Here is a 20,176-nt window from a genome sequence, read left to right on the forward strand (position 1 = left end):
GCCTGGACCCGCTGTGAGCATAGCAACTTTAATCGTGCTGTTCATGTCCCTGAATTTGGGGACGCGTGTACCAGGCTATCGCCCCAAGGATGGACCCCACACCTCCCAGCACCAAGAAACCCAGTAGCGCGCCAATCCATTTGCCTGCCGTTGAACCCAATTCACCATCAATGCTGGCGCCGGGAATGCTTTGAATACGCCCCACTATCCACCAGTACCGCACCATCGCCCATACAAAGTAACCGCAAAAGGCGTAAAAAGCCCATAACGCCAGCTTTCCGCCGGGGCTCCGTTTCGCTTTAGTGTCCATTAAATCCTTCTCCATACTTCAACCACTGCGCATGATCTCCAATCACACAATTGTGATGCGCGTCACATTATACAATTATCGTGCTTATCTGGAAGCATGAGTATGGTGCTAAGCGCTTTCGGCCACCCGCGAACGCAGGATTGGGGCGCTCCCTATATACTATGGATGTGGTCATGTTTTTAAATAAGACGATTTGATGAAATGTAGCGCCATTAATTATAAAATAACATTATTCCAAATGTAATCTATCAATATATAACCTGTCATGCTTTATATTATTTACAGTGCAAATGTCATTTCAATGGGTAATTTAAAAAACATTAATATCAACAAGGAAAATAAAACACCAATAAACCACAGAAATATTAATCACCTAAAGAATAAAAAATACATATATTGAATATAAAATAAATATTTTGAAATATTTTAATATACTTTTATTACATTTTTTATTTAATTAAAAATGAACTTAAGCGGCTAGTATCAATTCGTCATTCCACAGGGAATTAGACAATTCATATTAATTATGATTAAAGGGAATACATAATGAAAAGAAAAGTATTGGCTATTATGCTGCCGGCGTTATTAGCAGCAGGCGCGGCGCACTCTGCGGAAATTTATAACAAAAACGGCAACAAGCTTGACCTCTACGGAAAAGTTGACGGTCTGCACTATTTCTCTGACGATGCTTCTGAAGATGGCGACCAAACCTACGCGCGTTTAGGCGTGAAAGGCGAAACGCAGATCAACGATCAGCTGACCGGCTACGGCCAGTGGGAATACAATATTCAGGCGAACACCACTGAAGGTGAAGGCGCTAACTCCTGGACCCGTCTGGGCTTCGCGGGTCTGAAATTTGCTGACTACGGTTCTCTGGACTACGGCCGTAACTACGGCGTTATCTATGATGTCGAAGCGTGGACCGACGTACTGCCGGAATTCGGCGGCGACAGCTACACCCAAACTGACGTCTTCATGCTTGGCCGTACCAACGGCGTGGCGACCTATCGTAACAGCGATTTCTTCGGCCTGGTTGATGGTCTGAGCTTTGCTCTGCAGTATCAGGGTAATAACGAAAACGCTGGCTCCGGCGAAGGCACCAATAACGGCGGTGATCGTAAACTGGCCCGTGAAAATGGCGACGGTTTCGGTATCTCCTCTTCCTACGATCTCGGCATGGGCATCAGCTTCGGCGCGGCGTATGCTTCTTCTGACCGTACCAACAATCAGGTGGCCGCAGCGGCCAACAGCGCTTACGCCGGCGGCGATAAAGCCGATGCCTGGACCGTGGGCGCGAAATACGATGCTAACAACATCTACCTGGCCGCAATGTACGCGGAAACCCGCAACATGACTTCCTTCGGTAAATCCACCAGCAATCTTGGCGGCGGTATTGCCAACAAGACGCAGAACTTCGAAGTTGTTGCCCAGTATCAGTTCGACGATTTCGGTTTACCGCTGCGTCCATCCGTCGCTTATCTGCAATCTAAAGGTAAAGACCTGTACAACAGCGGCGACAAAGACCTGGTTAAATACGTTGATGTGGGTATGACTTACTACTTCAACAAAAACATGTCCACCTACGTTGATTACAAAATCAACCTGCTGGACGAAGACGACTACTTCTATCGCGCTAACGGCATCGCGACTGATGACGTAGTCGCGCTGGGCCTGGTCTACCAGTTCTAAGAGCCCCGCATCACCAAAGCCTGCCACGGGCAGGCTTTTTTCGTTTTTAGCAGTCAGCCGATCGCGGCGTCGGCATACATCCAGCCATTGAAGTCATTTAAACTTTCGTCCTGGAAATGGCTCCAGCCCCCACGGTTCAGGAAAGCGGGAGATTTGCTCCCCCAATAAAGTTGCCCCTCATCCGCTGTTCAAAACCTATTCTGACGACATAAAAATCAGCTAATTAATAATTTTACTATATTACATTGATTTTACATCCAGCAATATTGGGTTGGCATACGGCTCTTAAGAACTATCTGGCAAAATGATTGGCACGATCGGACTGTATTCTCTCGCCCCTGCACTGATGATTATCCGGCAACTCTTCTATTCGATTGCTGGCTGGCTCTCTCCTCTCGCCCCCTACATCTCCCACGATTTCTGCACCGGGATGGAATACCCCTACAAAAATGATCGTTTTGACCGATCGATTTAACAAAATCGATCTGTCATAACAATTATCCACACGAAAAATACGCCTTTAAAATATCCCCTTCACAGGGAAGAACATTTTGTGACTCTTAAACAGGTAATAACCGGGCTGGTTTACGGCGTGGAAGTTATGTCGTGTCGCATCACAACACGTTAAACCTGTTATGAAGAGCATGACTACAGCAGGCTTAGCTGTCTGATATGCATTGATTGAAAAAACGACAAATTGGTATAATTGCAAAGTGAAATTATTTAAATGTAAACACTGCATGCGCTGCGGTAAAAAGCTAGGGTTCCTCGAAAGATTAATGGCTGAGAAAGATCATCTCTGTGATGAGTGTTGTTCTAAAGTAAGCAAATACATGTATGACAAGAGACAATAAGTTTCCAACCGCAAGGCAGGAAAACGACTCAAATTCGCATGGATAAGTCTTATGACATGTAAAATCTCATGACTCGTGAACAAAGTAGTGTAGTTCGTTTTCTCTTACAATTGCGACATCAATAGCGACCAATACGGATGGTCAATAATATTGATCAGGTTTGGCATTTGGTTGCGATAGCCAGGTACTAGTATTGTAAACAATCATCTCGGTTAGTTGTTAACCGTCCATTTCAATTTTTTATCGCGCTTTAAATAATCAAAAAGAGGAATAATGGAAACAGCAAAATGCTTACAGCGGTTGGTTATGCCAAACGCCAGGTTTGGGGCTTCTGAAAGCATGTACATCAGAGGGAGCCTTTTTTCATTTTCGGAAAATATCATTACCATATTTCCCGGAGGGAAAATTTCTTTTGATACCTATTACAATGGTTTTTCCACTATTCTCTGGAAAGAAAAATGCGGAATACACGATCTCGCGTTCAATGCATCAGGCACTGGGTTAGCCAAAATCAGCGCGATGCTCATTACAGAAGAAAATTCAAAATATGAGCTAGCATCGGCGACCGTGGCACTGGATAACCTCACTCGAGAAATATTCACCCTGGATTTGGGCAACACTCTCAATCGAGGCATTATATATATTGAAATAATTCCGATAGATGGAATTGTCTCCCTTAATAGCGGGGAATGGTTTACCAAACAGTCTCCCCGCAGAGAGGTTAAGCTTGGGATATCAATTACACATTTTGATAGAAAAAAATACGTTATCCCATCAATGATGAGAATAAAGCGAGAAATATTAGAAGATGATAACTATCGCGGACTAATTGATTTTACTGTTATTGATAACTCCAATAATATAACAGCTAATGAGGCTAATGGAATTAAGGTCATTCCAAATAAAAATACCGGAGGTGCGGGTGGATTTATGAGAGGCCTACTTCATTACATTGATGAAGGTGATTTCACCCATACATTATTCATGGATGATGATGCAAGTTGTGAAGCTGAATGCATTAAAAAGACATACTCGATATTGAGTTATGCGTTAAACGACAATGCTGCAGTTTCTGGTTCGTTATTCGCAGGCGCGCGCCCCGACTCTTTAGTTGAGAAGGGAGCATTTTTTGATAGGGTATGTCATCCTATTTACTCAGGGTGGCGATTAAATGATGTGGAATCCCTGGTAAAAACAGAAACTCTAATACAATTCCCTAATTATGGCGCGTGGTGGTTCTTTGCATTCCCGATAAATCACGTCAAGAGTTTTGCATTTCCTTTTTTTGTTCGCGGTGATGATATCTTATTCGGCATGATGAACGATTTTGATATATTAACAACAAATGGCATTGCTTGTTATGCGGAGGAAGATTTCTCTTCTAAGACCTCACCGTTGACCGCCTACCTTGATACGCGAAATCATCTCGTGAATATGTTATATTTTGGCCGACCAGTTAAAGACATAATTGGTACATATATTTCATTTCATCTAAAAAGCCTGCTTGCTCATCAATATGGTAGTGCAGCCGCCATCAACCTGGCTTTCAAACATGTTTATGGCGCTCCCGATTTTTGGGAAAATAATGCAGACATGAAGGATGTACGAGAAGAATTAAACTCTATTACTTTTAATGAAAAAATGAAACCGATATCTCCTCCAGATAACAGTGTAGAGTTTAAGTGTAATTTCGAGACAAAATCACGGCGACTTTTCAGAATTATTACGTTAAATGGATTCCTGGCGCCTTTAAAAAACAAAATTATTTATCAGGAAAAAACATCAGGCGTGTCGCTGAGACAGATTTTTAGGTACAAGAAGATCTTTTATTACGATCGAAGCACTAAAAATGGTTATATTGCTGAAGCATCAAAAAAACAGCAGGCCTTAGGGTTTATCAAGATACTCTTTAATACCTTAAAGATAATTATTACATCAAAAGCACAGCGAAAAAAATACTCAGAAGTGACTTGCAAGCTCACAACAGAAGGATTCTGGAGAAAGATACTTCTTCGCCAATAAATACTCTTTATCTCTTAATCGAGCGAATCATATCCCGTAAGAAAAGAGTTTTTATTCTTACTGGCTATCAACGCATCAGATCTTTTATAGTTGCAGGAGTTGAAGCATCAACAAACTGCAACTTTTTTATGTAATCCATTCACCCCGTCAAGCTGACTATACACGCTAGCATGTTTACGATGATTAATTCATTGAATCGATTTTATGCAGAACAATCATCACTGCACTACACATGAAGAGGCTCCGCTACGTGAACTATCGCTCAAGTCGTGTTGTGGCAACATGAGTTCATGACCACGTTTTTACCGGTGGGTGGCTGACAACTTACCGGCCCTGACTGACTTTTATGAGCCTGCGGGCGAACCAGCTCCCTATTCTGAAGCCTTTTAGGGTTGCCTGGTCGCGATACTTCTTACACCTGCTATTTGTGTGAAATTCACGCGAAATTAAACAACTTTCTGCGGCGATAAAACAGAGCGTCAGGTACGTATTTATGACCGCAAATTGACCGTTTCGCCGACACTGGAGCAACCGATTTTAGAGGATTCAGAAGATGATGATTGATAAAAATATAGCGACGGAATATACCAACAGTATACCAAGTGTGATGAATGTCGTTGAAGGGATTTGGCGTAAGTGATTGAATAGTGGCGGAGAGAGGGGGATTTGAACCCCCGGTAGAGTTGCCCCTACTCCGGTTTTCGAGACCGGTCCGTTCAGCCGCTCCGGCATCTCTCCGCTGTTGAGGTTGCTATAATGCCAGGTTCTTTGGCATTTTAATAGCTCCAGTCCCTTAAATTGAGTTCAAGTGACGACTTTGCGAGCGATATGATGTTTAAATGGCCGTGGAAAGCAGAAGAACAGACAGGCAATGGCGAAATCCCATGGGAACAAGCGGTTGCCATTCCGGTTTTAGCGAACCTCACTCAACAGGAACAGCAGCAGCTGTGCCAAATGGCGGCACGTTTTTTACAGCAAAAACGTCTGGTGCCGTTACAGGGATTTGAGTTAACTCCCCTGCACAGCGCGCGTATCGCACTCCTCTTTTGCCTGCCTGTACTGGAACTTGGCCTTGAATGGTTAGATGGCTTCCATGAAGTCTTGATCTACCCTGCCCCCTTTGTCGTCGATGACGAATGGGAAGATGACATCGGCCTGGTACATAATCAACGCGTTGTCCAATCCGGCCAAAGCTGGCAACAGGGCCCCATTATCCTTAACTGGTTAGATATTCAGGACTCTTTCGACGCCTCCGGCTTTAATCTGGTGGTACATGAGGTCGCGCACAAACTGGATTCACGCAACGGCGACCGCGCCAGCGGCGTTCCTTTTATCCCTCTGCGAGAAGTGGCTGGCTGGGAACACGATCTGCATGCGGCGATGAACAACATTCAGGATGAGATCGATTTGGTCGGCGAAAGCGCCGCCAGCATTGATGCTTATGCGGCAACCGATCCGGCTGAGTGCTTTGCAGTGCTATCTGAATATTTCTTTAGCGCCCCAGAGCTTTTCGCCCCCCGTTTCCCGGCGCTATGGCAGCGGTTCTGTCAGTTCTATCGTCAGGATCCGCTACAGCGTTTACGGGAAAACGATCTGCTGGATGAAGACGACGTGCGGATTGTTCATTAAAAGCTCGCTTTGAATTAAACTTAGCCATTCGAATCAGTTGCTTAAATTTAGCGTTGACACAAAAATGCGAGGCCAGTAGTATGCGCCTCGTTCACACGATTCCTCTGTAGTTCAGTCGGTAGAACGGCGGACTGTTAATCCGTATGTCACTGGTTCGAGTCCAGTCAGAGGAGCCAAATTTAAAAAGCCTGCTTTCGAGCAGGCTTTTTGCTTTTTAACGTTCATGGCTTAAAAACTGGCTTCCCCCGCTGAACTGCTAATATTCACCGGCATCCCGGATCGCCGCTGTAGTGCATAATCCGCACGACCGACGTTTACGCCCGCTCCCTGCACAAACTCGCGTATTGCCGGGGTATACGGTAGCGGCACTTTGCGGTCTGACTCAAATTCCGAACGATTACGCGACAATGGTTCATGAACTTCCAGCCAGCGGCTGCCGTCCGGCTCGGTAGTGTACTTCACCGGCTGATCGATTATCTGTACTCGCGTGCCGACCGGCACATTATCGAACAGGTATTTAATGTCATCGTTGCGCAGGCGAATACAACCCTGGCTCACCCGCAGGCCAATGCCAAAATTGGCGTTGGTACCATGAATGGCATACAGCCTGCCGATATAGATAGCATATAGCCCCATCGGATTATCTGGCCCGGGGGGCACCATCGCCGGCAGGGTTTTACCTTCTTTGGCGTACTCACGACGGGTATTCGCCGTCGGTACCCAGGTAGGTCCTTCCTGTTTACGTTCCACCGTCGTCACCCAGTTGCGCGGCGTTTCACGCCCCGCCTGGCCAATACCGATTGGCAGCACCTCGACGGTAGTGCCCTCGGGCGGATAATAATAAAGCCGCATCTCGGCGACGTTGATTACGATACCGCTCCGTACGGTGGCAGGCAGGATCAATTGCTGCGGGATAATCAACGAACTACCGGATTTCGGCAAATAGACATCGACGCCGGGGTTAGCCTCCAGCATGTTGCTGAGCCCCTGCCCGTACTGCGCGGCAAAGGTTTCCAGCGGCTGGGTATTACGCTCGGGCACGCTAATTTTAATCGGGCTGCCAACCAGACGACTCCCTTCCGGCGGTAACGGATAACTTACCGCCAACGCGCTGTAGCTGGCCAACATCATCACCAGAGAGCAAAGCAACTTCATACGCCGCACCATCATTTTCCCTTCCTCAGTCGCGACTCACGTGAATGAATTATAGCTGCTTTGGCGCCTCCCGCTGACCTGCTGTCCGCACTCAGATTTGATAATCGATAGCCACTTCCTCCGGCTCCATCGCCTGGCGTTTAATCTCATCCAATGACAACCCGGCATTGCACAGTTCAATGAAACGCCAGACATAGTTACGCTGTAACTGACCGCGTTTTAACCCCAACCAAACGGTATTAGCATCAAAGAGATGGCGTGTTTCCAGCCGGGTAAAGGTATCCGCTTCGCGAGCATCGCCGGATTGCTCCGCCACCAGCCCCACGCCCAAGCCCAGCTCCACGTATGTTTTAATGACATCGGAATCCTGAGCGCTGAGAACGATATCCGGCATCAGCCCTTTACGGGTGAAGGCTTCATCAATACGCGAACGTCCGGTGATCCCCTGCCGATAGGTAATTAACGGCCAGCGAGCAATAGCCTCAAGCGTCAGCGGTGTAACCTCAATCAGCGGATGATCTTTTGGCACTAACAAACTGTGGTGCCAGCGGAACCAGGGGAATGCCACCAGCGTCGGATCGTTACTTAAGCGCTCGCTGGCGATACCAATATCCGCCCCGCCGTTGTGCAGCAGCGCTTCGATTTCCTGCGGCGTCCCTTGCACTAACTCCAGCCGCACGTCGGGGAACAGTTCGCGAAAAGCTTTAATCACCGGAGGCAGGCTATAGCGTGCCTGAGTATGCGTGGTGGCAATGGTTAATACGCCTGAAGCGTCGTTGGTAAAAAGGTCGGCCAGTCGGCGGACATTGCTGGCTTCGTTGAGGATCCTTTCGGCAATAGAGAGCAGCGCTTTGCCAGGTTCGGTCATCCCCAGCAGACGCTTACCACGACGGATAAAGATTTCTATCCCCAACTCTTCTTCCAGCTCACGAATATGGCGGCTGACGCCAGATTGCGAGGTGTACAGCATGTTAGCAACCTCTGTCAGGTTGTAATCCCGACGGGCCGCCTCACGAATAATTTTAAGTTGCTGGAAATTCACCTTTTCCCCCAGGTCTTCAGACATAACATGATGTCTATTGTTAAAGTCTGTTTACCCGGCAAACAAATAATAAAAACCAGCAACTTATTCCTTAAAAGAATATAACCTAACTGACCAGCTGTAATTCACGATTCTCCAGGGACGGACGACTAACCAGCGACAGCAGGATATCTTTGACGGCCTGTGCTTGAGGAGATAAGCCGCCACGTGCCGAGGTATTCAGTGATAACGACAGACTCATCGACGGCGTGCTGATGCGCGCCATCCAGCCATTAGCCGTAGCACACAGCGCGCGCGCCGCCGATTCCGGCAATACGGTAACGCCCATTCCACTGGCGATTGCAGCAGTTAATGTGGTGATGGATTCGATCTCGCCAATTACTTTTGCCGACAGGCGGCGTAAAGTGAAAGCTTCGGTGACCCGGGCGCAAACGGCGCTATAGTCGCGCGGTAAAAACAGGCTCATTTCCGCGACGGCTGAAAGGTCAACGCTTTGCCCCGGACAGTTTTGCGTACCGACCAGATACAAATCCTCTTTCAGCAGCGGCTGGCTGACCACTCCCGCCACTGGCGAACGCTCATACAGCACCGCCATGTCCAGCTGACCGCCAAGCAGCTTGTCATTCAATACGCTGCCGCTGCACTCCTGCAGATATACGTTAACCTCGGGAAGTTCATTACGCACCGTTTGCAACAGCGGCATGGTGATCGCCGAAGCCGCAGTTCCCGGCGCAAGGCCAATTGCCACCTGCCCGCTCAGCGTCTGGCCAACGTTATGTACCGCCAGATGCGCCTGTTCACACTGACGTAAAATGGTCCGCGCGTGGGTATAGAGAATCTTCCCCGCTTCCGTTGGCGTGACGCCTCGCTTGGTGCGGATCAACAGTTTCTGCTCCAGTTCACCTTCCAGGGTCGCTACCTGCTGGCTCAGCGCCGGTTGTGCGATGTGCAAGACTTCAGCGGCCTGGGTCAGACTGCCGATATCGACGATTTTCACAAAATACTTCAGTCGTCTTAAGTTCATTTTGCCTCCTGTAAGGGAATGCCACTACTGGCCATTAAGTTACAGGTATTTTGCAAGATGCTTGCCAGGTTTTACGTCGCGACATCATCACCCTGCTGGTGCGGCAAAATAAGGGTTTGTGATAATACTGGTGGCTTCCATGAGCGCATGATATGCCCCATTAGGGGTATAAATGCACCATCACGGTGCATTTCGGTATGATTTATCATAAAAGGCTTTTAATTGTTGAAATTGTCAGCAGTCGCACGCTTTATGGCGATTCAGCCTTTGACAACACCGTCAGTCATCGATAATATGCGCCCCGTTCACACGATTCCTCTGTAGTTCAGTCGGTAGAACGGCGGACTGTTAATCCGTATGTCACTGGTTCGAGTCCAGTCAGAGGAGCCAAATTTAGAAAAGCCTGCCTTCGAGCAGGCTTTTTGTTTTATATTTCACACAACTCTTCTGCTTCGTTCATCACCTGCGCTATGGTAGCGCCATACTGGTTTTTCCTGATGAGTCTGCATGTTTATCGTTACCAACAGCTTTCACGATCTCCCCTTTATTCAGCACGCCGAATGCGGCTATCTTCGTGCTGACCCGGCGTTGACATTTTGTCGGGTACGTTTCGCCAGATCGCAACTACAGGACGCTCTTTTTAGCCAGTACGCCATCCCGCTCCCTCCTTCTCTTACTGGCGCCGTCGCAAAACGTAAAGCCGAATATCTGGCCGGGCGCTACTGCGCGCGCTATTTGCTGCAACAATCAGGTTGTTTCGAACCGGTGTTAACCGCTACGGATCGTGCGCCAATTTGGCCGGCAGGCTGGCGAGGAAGCGTCTCGCACAGCGAAGATATTGCCATCGCGGTGGTTAGCGCCGAGGACGACGGTTTGTATCCCGGGGTCGATATCGAGCATCTGCAACCGGGGATCATGCTGGAAAGCGCCGATATGTTTGTCTCGAGACCGGAACAGACGTTACTTTCCTGTTGTGGTCTGGATAAGGAGTGGGCGCTGCTGCTGGCTTTCTCGGCCAAAGAAAGCCTGTTCAAAGCGCTTTATCCGCGCGTACAGCAGATGTTTGATTTTGATGCCGCCGCTATGGTCGCACTCGACCCGGCAAATCAGCGTTTCACGTTGCGCCTTAATAAAACCCTCAGCGACGAGTTGCCCGCAGGTAGCCAGTTCAGCGGCGAATACCACTTCCGTGAAGGCACCGTTCTTACCTGTCTACGCTAACACACGAAAGCATGTTCATTTTGCCCCTTCGGTATTATGATGGCGCTAACTATTTGACCTGCATACAGTGATAGATAAATGGATGTCATCGGCATCATTATGTCAGCGGGGAAATCCTCCGTCGACGTAGCGCTTTATACCTTATTACCCATTATGGTCGTCATGCTGATCATAATGAAATATCTCGAAGTCCGCGGAATTCTCGACATCATCGTGCGCTGGCTGGCGCCGCTGCTTAAGCCCTTTGGGTTGACCGGCATGAGCGCCTTCGCGCTGATTCAGATAAATTTTGTGAGTTTTGCCGCCCCGCTCGCCACGCTGGCGATTATGGATAAACGTGGTGTTTCCGACCGACAAATGGCCGCCACCCTGGCGATGGTCTTCGCCATGGGCCAGGGCAATGTATTCTATCCCTTAACGCCGTTCGGCCTGCACTGGCTGGCCGCGATCGCCATTTCTATTATCGGCGGACTCTGCGCCGCAGCGGTTTGCTGGTACGCAACCGGGCGTAAGTTGTCAATTGTCGAGAGCAGCCGGGCAGAAGCGCTCCCGGAAAGCGAACAAAATAATCACGGGCTGATCGCGGTCATCAATAGCGCCGGCGCCGACGCTATCCGCCTGGCGCTTGGCGCCGTGCCGATGCTAATTTTATCATTGACTATCGTCGGACTGATGCAGGCGGCTGGCGTCATCGAGATGCTGCAGCGCGTACTGATGCCGCTGCTGCTATGGCTACATATCCCTGAAAACTTCGTCCTACCCGCGCTGGTGAAATGCGTGGCGGGCGGTACCGCCTATTTTGGGGTTATCTCCGAGCTGGCGCAGCAGGGTAAAGTGACGCTCAGCCAGATTAACGCCTCCGCAGGGCTCCTCATCCAGACCTTCGACCTACCCGGCATCGGCATTTTCCTTGGCGTCAGCTCAAGATTTGTGCGTCTTTTCCGCTTCGTCGCCCCTGCCGCCCTCATCGGTATTGCGCTGCGGACGGTACTGCACATCCTGTGGTTCTGAGAACGATGGCAGACGCTGATTGATCCGCTGCAGCAGATAGGGGAAAAACGGGTTAGAAGTAGCGCGCATTAACGTATCAAGGCCGACGCTCAGCGTCGCGGTCTCGCCGCGTAGCGAAATGGTGCCAAGGCTAATACCGCTAAGGTTTTTCTCCGTCGGCTCGCGGCCATACAGCGAATCGGTGATGGGGAATGGCACCGCAATATGCGAAAGCGAGTACATATCCTGCGGCCAGGCCAGATGCAGCGCCTGCGTTCTCTCTGCGGTTTGCCCCGCCAGCGTCAGTCGCGCGACGGTATCGAGGGTGTGCTCAGTCGCGTTCGTCACGATAGTCGTAGAGTACGGACGCGGCGCCGGAGGTAACAAGGTATTCACCGCTGAGTAGGTCGCCGGGCGAAACAGCGCCCGCAGGTTCGCCGCCTGATTAATATCGAAAATCACCAGTTCGCTGCCGTTGTCCGGCAAATAGCGGTACAACGAATCAACCACCGCCCGGGTGCTGACTGTAGAATCAATCACCGATTGAAAGGTTAACACCGGGGCGAGAGAGGTTAAGCGTTGGCTCTGCGCCGCCGCAAGAATCTGTTTTTGCAAGGCCTGGGTCAGCAACCACGACTGGCGCGCCGCCTTAACCGGAAAGGAATTGTACTTATAGGGGTTAAACTCCGGAACGACATTTAGCCACGCCGCACGCGCAAAGGCGGGAAACACCGAGGGTAGCCCGGCAAGTCCTGCGAAACGGGCAAAAGCGGTTACGCCAATCATCGGCGATAACAGTATTATCTGCTGCGGCTTGACCAGCGATTTATCGGTCAGTTCATCGAGCGCATACTTCAGCGCCAACGCGCCGCCGTTAGAATATCCCACCAGATGCAGCGGCACATCCCCACCGGCAAGTCGCGTCGCTTCCCGAACCGCCAGGCGCGTTGTCGCCAGCCACTGTTGCCAATCAACGTGGGTTAATGCGCCCGGGGCGGTACCGTGGCCGGGTAAGCGCGGCGCCACTGCAATAAACCCCTGCCGTTGATACTCTTCCGCCAGATAGCGCACGCTGTAGGGGGAGTCGGTTAAACCATGCAGTAGCACCACCGCACCACGCGGTTTGCCGGATGGCAATAGTATAAAGGAGCGATTCCAGTCAGGCGTAAAGCGTGGTGGATAGACCAGGCTGTCGCGATAAAAGCGGTTTATCGGCGTTTTGTCAGCGGCAGGCAGTTGGTCACTGACCTCACGCCGCAAATCGGCGAATATCTCATCTTCCCGTTTGAGATAGCTGGCAAAACTGGCGCGGTCGATTTCATCAGCGGTCATCTCATCGCCAGACCAGGTATGCCAGCGCTGCAATGCAGGTCCACGTTCCGATTCATATATTCGTCCGATGAAAAATACCACCACCACAATAACCGCCGCTGCCAGCGTTTTTTTCGCTAGCGAGACTATTCTTAATCCAGAATGATTCAGAAACTTGTTAAGCCGCATCAAAGCCATAAGCGTTATTTGCCTGTCCCGCTGCATCGCAGAGTTAAGATTTAACAACGTGAGCTAAACGTAAATTAAACCAATGGGTAGTTTCAGTTGTCTTTAAAGCGATAACACGTCAATTATCATGCCGAGTGTATCAAGCCAGGGTGAAAAAATGGAATGGTGGGTAAAAAAAGTACGGAAAAATTCATCTCCAGCAAGAACTTGCGTGGTTCTACAGAGCGGTCAGATCGTGGTGATTGCTGAAATCGAAAGCCGATGCAAACTGCAGGAAGGCGATAAGTTAACGCCTGGTCCTAATGCGCTTTATTACATCAACAATAACAGCGCGGCGACATTAAGAGTGATAAGCGCAAGTAATTTTAGCGCCGAACGCTGGGCACAGACTGCCTGACCCTGCGCGGCTAAGCTTTTATTATCAACGCGTTTGAATATTTACCCGGGACAGTAATTTTCCTTCGCCATTTTCACGCTGTAGCATACTATCGACAGTATCAGCAGACCTGAAACAAGGAGCGAATGATGAACCAGAAGGCCGTCAGTCTGACCCCGGAGCAGGCGCTTTCCCAGCTGGAAGCGCAGTATGAAAGAGCGGTTAACGCGTTGCGTAAGGCCATTGGCGAGTACATTCATCACAATATCCTTCCTGATGAAATAGCCCGTGCTGAAGGCTTATTCGTCTATCCTCAACTGTCTGTTTCATGGGATGGCGCCGAGCACAAAGCCTTAAAAACCCGTGCCTGGGGGCGATTCACCCATTCGGGCTGCTACACCACCACCATTACTAACCCTAAACTCTTTCGCGCTTACCTGCTGGAACAATTAACTCTGCTGTATCAGGATTACGGCGCGCATATTAGCGTTGGCCATTCGCAGCACGAAATTCCCTTTCCTTACGTGATTGATGGCTCAGCCCTGACGCTGGATCGCTCAATGAGCGCCGGATTAACACGTTATTTTCCTACCACCGAACTGTCGCAGATTGGCGATGAAACCGCCGATGGTCTGTTCCACGCTACCGAGTATTATCCGCTGTCGCATTTTGACGCCCGCCGCGTCGATTTTTCGCTGGCACGTCTGAAGCATTATACCGGCACGCCGGTTGAGCACTTCCAGCCGTATGTATTGTTTACCAACTACACTCGTTACGTCGATGAGTTCGTCAGCTGGGGCTGTAGCCAGATCCTCGATCCGGATAGCCCGTACATTGCCCTCTCCTGTGCGGGCGGGATTTGGATCACCGCCGACACGGAGGCCCCGGAAGAGGCGATTTCCGATCTGGCGTGGAAAAAGCACCAGATGCCGGCCTGGCACCTGATCACTAACGACGGTCAGGGCATTACGTTGATCAACATCGGCGTCGGCCCGGCGAATGCTAAAAATATTTGCGATCACCTCGCGGTGCTGCGTCCTGACGTCTGGCTGATGATTGGCCACTGTGGCGGCCTGCGTGAGAGCCAGTCGATAGGCGACTACGTGCTGGCGCACGCCTATTTACGTGATGACCACGTGCTGGATGCGGTGCTACCGCCGGATATTCCCATCCCGAGCATCGCCGAAGTGCAGCGCGCGCTGTATGACGCCACTAAACAGGTTAGCGGCATGCCGGGCGAAGAGGTCAAACAGCGTCTGCGTACCGGTACGGTGGTGACGACCGATGACCGCAACTGGGAGTTACGTTATTCCGCCTCGGCGCTGCGCTTTAATCTCAGTCGGGCGGTGGCTATTGATATGGAAAGCGCCACTATTGCCGCACAGGGCTACCGTTTCCGCGTTCCTTACGGCACGCTGCTGTGCGTCTCCGATAAACCGCTGCACGGTGAAATCAAACTGCCGGGACAAGCGAACCGCTTTTACGAAGGGGCGATTTCCGAGCATCTGCAGATAGGGATCCGCGCCATCGATCTGCTGCGCGCCGAGGGCGACCACATGCACTCCCGCAAGCTGCGTACCTTCAACGAACCGCCGTTCCGTTAATCCCAGGCGAGCCCTGCGCGCTATGTGCGCAGGGAAAAATTGTATGGATGCAGAAAAGCAAAAAGCCTGCTCGAAAGCAGGCTTTTTAAATTTGGCTCCTCTGACTGGACTCGAACCAGTGACATACGGATTAACAGTCCGCCGTTCTACCGACTGAACTACAGAGGAATCGTGTGAACGGGGCGAATATTAGCGAGCACGCTCAGCCATGTCAAAGATGTTTTTTATAATGGCGATCGTTTGCCTATTTATTCCTCACTTCGTCTAAAAAGTAACGCTTTTTCAGTATATTCATGACTTTTCTTCCAGCCGAGCCTTTAATCGCGGGTACTTCCACAACCAACGCCCGGTGATCATCCGACGATAGAACAACAGGCCGCGCACCGCCCAGTCAAGCACCATACCCAGCCAGACGCCGATAACGCCCATGCCCAGCATGATCCCCAGCGTATAGCCAGCAACCACCCGGCAGCCCCACATACCCAGCATCGACACCCACATGGTGTAACGCACGTCGCGTGCGCCTTTAAAGGCACAGGGCAAGGTCCACGAAAGCGACCAAATTGGCATAAATAGGGCATTGAGCCACAATAGTTCTTTAACCACTACTTTTACATCTTCTTCGCTGGTATAGAACGAAGCGATCAGGCCGGCGAAAGGTGCGGTGCCCCAGGCGATAAGCGTCAGGATAATGGTCGACAGCCAGAACACGAACCAGGCCTGACGTTCCGCCTGGCCGACTTGCCCTTTGCCCAGACGTTTACCGGTAATAATGGTGGAGGCCGATCCCAGCGCGTTACCCGGCAAGTTAATTAACGAAGCCACCGAGAAGGCAATAAAGTTTCCGGCGATGACGTTGGTCCCCATACCGGCAACAAACATTTGCGTCAGCAGCTTGCCGCCGTTAAACAGTACCGATTCGATGCTCGCCGGGATACCAATACCCATCACTTCCCAGATAATGGCAAAGTTAAACGGCTTAAAGTAACTCTTCAGCGAAATGCGCAGCGCCGGGTTAAAACCGGTCATCAGTACCCAGATTGTTGCCAACGCACCAATATAGCGGGCAATAGTCAGCCCCAGCCCAGCGCCGACAAAGCCGAGCCCCGGCCAGGAGAAGAGGCCGTAAATCAGGATACTGCTGATAATAATATTGAGAATATTCATCCCGCCGTTAATTAGCAGCGGTATTTTGGTGGTTCCCGCGCCGCGAAGCGCGCCGCTACCAATTAAAGCAATGGCCGCCGCCGGATAGCTCAGCACGGTCAGTTCGAGATAGGTTAGGGCCAGCGCTTTAACCTGAACCGTAGCGTCTCCAGCAACGATATCGATAATCTGCTGACCAAAAGCGTGAATAACCGCCGCCAGCACAATCGAGAACAAGGTCATGATCGCCAGCGACTGCCGCGCAGCCGCCCTCGCCCGCTTTCTATCGCGCTTGCCGAGGCTGAAGGCCACCACCACGGTAGTGCCAAGGTCAATCGCGGCAAAGAACGACATAATCACCATATTAAAGCTATCGGCTAAGCCCACCCCGGCCATCGCTTCTTTGCCGAGCCAGCTAACAAGGAAAGTACTCAGCACGCCCATCAATAACACGCAGGCATTTTCCAACAGGATCGGTACGGCAAGGGGACTGATTTCACGCCAGTAGAGCACCCGATAGCTCTTGCGTTTTTTAAACCAGGACGTGCGCGCTACGGCCTGGCGTACTGCTGAAGTGACGTTCAAGGGAGACCTTAGTGAGAAGAGTTGAAACAACATTTCAAATGATGATTGAGAACTGCTAATCCTGCAAAGTATTTTTCCTGATAATTTGTTGGCAATTACGACAATTTGTTGAGAGATGCAGCAAGCGAAGCCCCACCACTGAATTGATATTTGACAAATTTTTTTTCGCCGCTAAGATACCACTCCACACGATTCCTCTGTAGTTCAGTCGGTAGAACGGCGGACTGTTAATCCGTATGTCACTGGTTCGAGTCCAGTCAGAGGAGCCAATTTTAAGAAAAGCAGACGTTCAGCGACGTCTGCTTTTTTGCTTTCCACTCTCTTCTGTTCGTTCGCTTCATCCACAGACATCAAACATAACGACTAAACCTGCTGAGCACCGTCGAAATGACTATTCCTTCCAGCGTTTACGCGCCAACAGGAATAGCAAGGTTTACTGTCTTCGTGGTAGCATAGAATCAAGTTAGTCTGAAATATTTAGATACTTTGAGAAAATATTTTTAACACACATATACCAGGATTAAATACATGGATAGATCATTATTATTTTTTTATTGCCTGTGTGGGTTTTTCCTGACTTACTTTTTATTTAAATTTGCAAAAGAAAAATATAAATTACAAAGCTTAACATTTATCTTTTCGTTAATAATAAGTTTAGTTGTCGCATCTTCTTTTTCGGTTTTATCAACAGGAGAATGGTTTTTAGTAGTAATAGCATCAACGGTTACCCTTTTATTTTTATTAGGATTCTTCACGGCTCTACTAAAACAATTTGTAATGTACCGATACATTCTTCGTTGTGTTGATAATTTGAAACGTCTATCCCCTGCCGAAATGGTTGAATCTTTAATTAACAACCATAATAAAAAACAGTGGTACGTTTTATATTTTCCTGTAGAAGGCGTCATTGAGATTGGCGTTAATTTATTCGCTGAAAACCCTATTGTTGGCAGAAGATTATACATTAGAACTATGACAAACCGCCAAATGTACATTATTCCTGAGAACATCTCCAGCACTATAGATTTACAATCTAATATAGCCTGTACGTTACATGAATTTTACACCCTCGCCCCGCAAACTAAGAGTTTAATTGAAGATTATTTAACCAGAATTAAAAATGGTCATTTGCAGCCATGGCGGCTAAATGCAGAACCCGATGAAAAATAATCCATTCACGTCTCAAGTTACACCTGTATTGTAGGCTGGTGTATCCGAATGACGATTGTACTCTCATCGTCTAAATGACTCTTTAATGCAACTGCGGAATAGAGTGTTTTCCGGATCCACTTGTGAGTCTTCCCGCTTTTTTACTGCTTAAATCTTCGCTTAAGTGCTGAAAAAATCGCTGCCATTGATGATTTTACCAGCGAACAATCGCAAATGACGCAATCTCCTTTGACAACCCGTCACTCACTCGTTAACATGCGCCTCGTTCACACGATTCCTCTGTAGTTCAGTCGGTAGAACGGCGGACTGTTAATCCGTATGTCACTGGTTCGAGTCCAGTCAGAGGAGCCAAATTCAGAAAAGCCTGCTTTCGAGCAGGCTTTTTGCTTTTCTATTATGACAAGCCGGGTACCGGCGTTGCTCTAAACGCATTGACCGCTTTATCAAGCACAACCTGATCGTCACTTCCGGAATCAAGTATGGTATTACGTTGAGATGCTGCGTCGACCTGTACGGTCGTCACGTCGAGAACTTCCAACCCCTTTAATGCCAGCAGCGCTCTAACTTGTGTAGAGAAACAAGATTCTGCATGACCTTTTAACGATGATGTATCGGTGGTAGCAACAATATGATTGTCAGAAATATAGTTACTATCTCCTGATGCCAACCGTATTATCACAGGTGTAGCGCCAACGGGAACGATATACTGTTTATCAATCGATTCAGAAATATGGTTAGCAATGATCGAATTATTCTCACCCTCTATATATAGCAACCCATACAAGTCATCTAAACCATTACTATACGCCTGCATAGGTTCCCAAGGTTCATGTTCACGGAAAAAGTGGTTTGCCGTCACCAGGTTTTCTGAACAGCTTTTCTCAAAAACCAGCATCCCTGGATAGAATGAATGAAACCTGTTGCTGCTAACTGCAGAACGGACGACACCAGAAAAATGAATACTGCTTTTACCGCGGGGAAAAATGTTGTTTGCTGTAACCAGAAGGCCACCAAAGTTCTCTGCATAAATAGAATATCCTCTATAACCGGCACCTATCAAATTATCAGTTACTTTTGAAGCCTGTCCCGACCCGCGGAGTTCTATACAATTACCGCACTCGGCAATAAAGTTATTATGTATCGCCAATGCATCGGCATTATATATAGTGATGCCGTGTTCAAGATATACGAATCCCATTCCACTAATACGGAATGAGTCCTGCGCACTGGCAATATAAATACCCGTTTTACCATTGAGGTAGGTGTTTTCAGGGTCGTTATTTCCCGAACCATCATCTACAAAATGTAACCCATCAATGCAAAAATCAGCAAACTCAACTGAGCTTATTCTTGGGTCACCGCCACGCTCAATATAAAAAGCCGCCCCTTCCGCTTCCGGAGTCGTAGCTGATGGCGTTATATCAACAAGTATACGGCTACCGCCTGGCCACAATTCATGCCAGCTTGCCCACTCATTTTCCGGGGTATTAAAACGGATACTTGAAGAGGTAAACCCATGTCCGTCCCCTTTAATTTTCAAATAACTGACGTCTATTACTACCTGAGTGAGCAAATGATAGTCTCCAGGTGGAATAAAGATCACGGCCCCCGGCTTCCCGCCATCATTAACATCTGTGTCAGTCTGCCGTTTTTTAATATCAGCAATAATACTATTAATCACAAAACCGATATCTTCAAAAGGGTTACCTTCACTCCACTCTGTTACATCATAATAATTATTACTCGACATGCGTTATTTCTCCCTACATTATTAGGATAGGTAGATATTATGGTTCTAGTGACCGTCTGGACATTATAATAAGTAACACCTCCCCTGATTTCTTTCAGAAAAATTTTAA

The 20,176-nt window shown here is 48.8% G+C and carries 16 protein-coding genes and 6 tRNA genes; 12 read left to right on the forward strand and 10 right to left on the reverse strand.

Annotation, left to right across the window (positions count from 1 at the left end; all coding sequences use genetic code 11):
- Nucleotides 1–28: 28 nt before the first annotated feature.
- Nucleotides 29–310, reverse strand: coding sequence for a cell division protein DrpB (drpB, locus tag AC22LX_RS06860; RefSeq protein WP_045390212.1), 282 nt, complete (start codon nt 308–310; stop codon nt 29–31).
- 546 nt (nt 311–856) lie between these two features.
- Here drpB and ompC point away from each other — a divergent pair.
- Together ompC and AC22LX_RS06870 are read left to right on the forward strand one after the other, a co-directional pair.
- The gene (gene ompC / locus AC22LX_RS06865) at nt 857–1,999 is read left to right on the forward strand and encodes a porin OmpC (protein WP_045390209.1); all 1,143 of its coding nucleotides are present in this window, start codon (nt 857–859) and stop codon (nt 1,997–1,999) included.
- 1,127 nt (nt 2,000–3,126) lie between these two features.
- Nucleotides 3,127–4,875: a hypothetical protein gene (locus AC22LX_RS06870; RefSeq protein WP_487333887.1), complete on the forward strand. Its 1,749-nt coding sequence runs from the start codon at nt 3,127–3,129 to the stop codon at nt 4,873–4,875.
- Between the two features lie 648 nt (nt 4,876–5,523).
- On the opposite strand, the gene AC22LX_RS06875 is transcribed toward AC22LX_RS06870, so the two are convergent.
- Nucleotides 5,524–5,613, reverse strand: a tRNA-Ser gene (locus AC22LX_RS06875).
- A 90-nt stretch (nt 5,614–5,703) separates the two neighbouring features.
- On the opposite strand from AC22LX_RS06875, the gene mtfA reads away from it, so the two are divergent.
- A complete protein-coding gene (mtfA, locus tag AC22LX_RS06880; RefSeq protein ID WP_161801904.1) occupies nt 5,704–6,504 on the forward strand; it encodes a DgsA anti-repressor MtfA in 801 nt (266 codons plus the stop codon).
- A gap of 100 nt (nt 6,505–6,604) precedes the next feature.
- Nucleotides 6,605–6,680: transfer RNA gene (locus AC22LX_RS06885), tRNA-Asn, on the forward strand.
- Nucleotides 6,681–6,732: 52 nt separating this feature from the next.
- Here AC22LX_RS06885 and ldtA read toward each other — a convergent pair.
- The 3 genes from ldtA to nac form a co-directional block, all read right to left on the reverse strand.
- Nucleotides 6,733–7,674, reverse strand: coding sequence for a L,D-transpeptidase (gene ldtA / locus AC22LX_RS06890; RefSeq protein ID WP_045390203.1), 942 nt, complete (start codon nt 7,672–7,674; stop codon nt 6,733–6,735).
- 76 nt (nt 7,675–7,750) lie between these two features.
- Nucleotides 7,751–8,701 carry an HTH-type transcriptional regulator Cbl gene (cbl, locus tag AC22LX_RS06895; protein ID WP_045390486.1) on the reverse strand — a complete coding sequence of 317 codons (951 nt, stop codon included), beginning with the start codon at nt 8,699–8,701 and terminating at the stop codon, nt 7,751–7,753.
- Nucleotides 8,702–8,807: 106 nt separating this feature from the next.
- Nucleotides 8,808–9,725 (reverse strand): nitrogen assimilation transcriptional regulator NAC, encoded by a 918-nt coding sequence (nac, locus tag AC22LX_RS06900; RefSeq protein ID WP_045390201.1) that lies wholly within the window; start codon nt 9,723–9,725, stop codon nt 8,808–8,810.
- A gap of 314 nt (nt 9,726–10,039) precedes the next feature.
- On the opposite strand from nac, the gene AC22LX_RS06905 reads away from it, so the two are divergent.
- From AC22LX_RS06905 to AC22LX_RS06915, 3 genes are all read left to right on the forward strand, one after another.
- Nucleotides 10,040–10,115: transfer RNA gene (locus AC22LX_RS06905), tRNA-Asn, on the forward strand.
- A gap of 117 nt (nt 10,116–10,232) precedes the next feature.
- Nucleotides 10,233–10,946, forward strand: coding sequence for a 4'-phosphopantetheinyl transferase family protein (locus AC22LX_RS06910; protein ID WP_045390199.1), 714 nt, complete (start codon nt 10,233–10,235; stop codon nt 10,944–10,946).
- 78 nt (nt 10,947–11,024) lie between these two features.
- Nucleotides 11,025–11,957 carry a nucleoside recognition domain-containing protein gene (locus AC22LX_RS06915; protein WP_047050690.1) on the forward strand — a complete coding sequence of 311 codons (933 nt, stop codon included), beginning with the start codon at nt 11,025–11,027 and terminating at the stop codon, nt 11,955–11,957.
- Here AC22LX_RS06915 and AC22LX_RS06920 read toward each other — a convergent pair.
- On the reverse strand, nt 11,868–13,445 hold the full coding sequence (locus AC22LX_RS06920; protein WP_487333888.1) for an alpha/beta hydrolase: 1,578 nt from the start codon (nt 13,443–13,445) through the stop codon (nt 11,868–11,870). The genes AC22LX_RS06915 and AC22LX_RS06920 overlap by 90 nt on opposite strands.
- Nucleotides 13,446–13,593: 148 nt before the next feature.
- Between AC22LX_RS06920 and AC22LX_RS06925 the strand changes: the two genes are divergently transcribed.
- A complete protein-coding gene (locus AC22LX_RS06925) occupies nt 13,594–13,833 on the forward strand; it encodes a histidine kinase (RefSeq protein WP_045390193.1) in 240 nt (79 codons plus the stop codon).
- A 128-nt stretch (nt 13,834–13,961) separates the two neighbouring features.
- The gene (locus tag AC22LX_RS06930; RefSeq protein WP_045390191.1) at nt 13,962–15,416 is read left to right on the forward strand and encodes an AMP nucleosidase; all 1,455 of its coding nucleotides are present in this window, start codon (nt 13,962–13,964) and stop codon (nt 15,414–15,416) included.
- Nucleotides 15,417–15,508: 92 nt separating this feature from the next.
- Here AC22LX_RS06930 and AC22LX_RS06935 read toward each other — a convergent pair.
- The 3 genes from AC22LX_RS06935 to AC22LX_RS06945 form a co-directional block, all read right to left on the reverse strand.
- Nucleotides 15,509–15,584, reverse strand: a tRNA-Asn gene (locus tag AC22LX_RS06935).
- Between the two features lie 123 nt (nt 15,585–15,707).
- Entirely contained in the window at nt 15,708–17,147 is a 1,440-nt protein-coding gene (locus AC22LX_RS06940) for an EmmdR/YeeO family multidrug/toxin efflux MATE transporter (protein ID WP_045390189.1), read from the reverse strand.
- Nucleotides 17,148–17,242: 95 nt separating this feature from the next.
- Nucleotides 17,243–17,335 carry a DUF5951 family protein gene (locus tag AC22LX_RS06945; protein ID WP_221694692.1) on the reverse strand — a complete coding sequence of 31 codons (93 nt, stop codon included), beginning with the start codon at nt 17,333–17,335 and terminating at the stop codon, nt 17,243–17,245.
- 5 nt (nt 17,336–17,340) lie between these two features.
- Between AC22LX_RS06945 and AC22LX_RS06950 the strand changes: the two genes are divergently transcribed.
- From AC22LX_RS06950 to AC22LX_RS06960, 3 genes are all read left to right on the forward strand, one after another.
- Nucleotides 17,341–17,416 (forward strand) — tRNA-Asn (locus AC22LX_RS06950).
- A gap of 259 nt (nt 17,417–17,675) precedes the next feature.
- On the forward strand, nt 17,676–18,317 hold the full coding sequence (locus AC22LX_RS06955) for a hypothetical protein (RefSeq protein WP_045390187.1): 642 nt from the start codon (nt 17,676–17,678) through the stop codon (nt 18,315–18,317).
- Between the two features lie 275 nt (nt 18,318–18,592).
- Nucleotides 18,593–18,668, forward strand: a tRNA-Asn gene (locus tag AC22LX_RS06960).
- A gap of 43 nt (nt 18,669–18,711) precedes the next feature.
- Here AC22LX_RS06960 and AC22LX_RS06965 read toward each other — a convergent pair.
- Nucleotides 18,712–20,067 carry a NosD domain-containing protein gene (locus AC22LX_RS06965; protein WP_045391617.1) on the reverse strand — a complete coding sequence of 452 codons (1,356 nt, stop codon included), beginning with the start codon at nt 20,065–20,067 and terminating at the stop codon, nt 18,712–18,714.
- Nucleotides 20,068–20,176: the final 109 nt, after the last annotated feature.

It is taken from the genome of Klebsiella sp. PK01, assembly GCF_057624675.1.

Coding starts and splice junctions, on each gene's coding strand:
- drpB (WP_045390212.1), bottom strand. CDS start 310: ATGGACACTAAAGCGAAACGGAGCCCCGGCGGAAAGCTGGCGTTATGG.
- ompC (WP_045390209.1), top strand. CDS start 857: ATGAAAAGAAAAGTATTGGCTATTATGCTGCCGGCGTTATTAGCAGCA.
- AC22LX_RS06870 (WP_487333887.1), top strand. CDS start 3,127: ATGGAAACAGCAAAATGCTTACAGCGGTTGGTTATGCCAAACGCCAGG.
- mtfA (WP_161801904.1), top strand. CDS start 5,704: ATGATGTTTAAATGGCCGTGGAAAGCAGAAGAACAGACAGGCAATGGC.
- ldtA (WP_045390203.1), bottom strand. CDS start 7,674: ATGATGGTGCGGCGTATGAAGTTGCTTTGCTCTCTGGTGATGATGTTG.
- nac (WP_045390201.1), bottom strand. CDS start 9,725: ATGAACTTAAGACGACTGAAGTATTTTGTGAAAATCGTCGATATCGGC.
- AC22LX_RS06910 (WP_045390199.1), top strand. CDS start 10,233: ATGTTTATCGTTACCAACAGCTTTCACGATCTCCCCTTTATTCAGCAC.
- AC22LX_RS06915 (WP_047050690.1), top strand. CDS start 11,025: ATGGATGTCATCGGCATCATTATGTCAGCGGGGAAATCCTCCGTCGAC.
- AC22LX_RS06920 (WP_487333888.1), bottom strand. CDS start 13,445: ATGGCTTTGATGCGGCTTAACAAGTTTCTGAATCATTCTGGATTAAGA.
- AC22LX_RS06925 (WP_045390193.1), top strand. CDS start 13,594: ATGGAATGGTGGGTAAAAAAAGTACGGAAAAATTCATCTCCAGCAAGA.
- AC22LX_RS06930 (WP_045390191.1), top strand. CDS start 13,962: ATGAACCAGAAGGCCGTCAGTCTGACCCCGGAGCAGGCGCTTTCCCAG.
- AC22LX_RS06955 (WP_045390187.1), top strand. CDS start 17,676: ATGGATAGATCATTATTATTTTTTTATTGCCTGTGTGGGTTTTTCCTG.
- AC22LX_RS06965 (WP_045391617.1), bottom strand. CDS start 20,067: ATGTCGAGTAATAATTATTATGATGTAACAGAGTGGAGTGAAGGTAAC.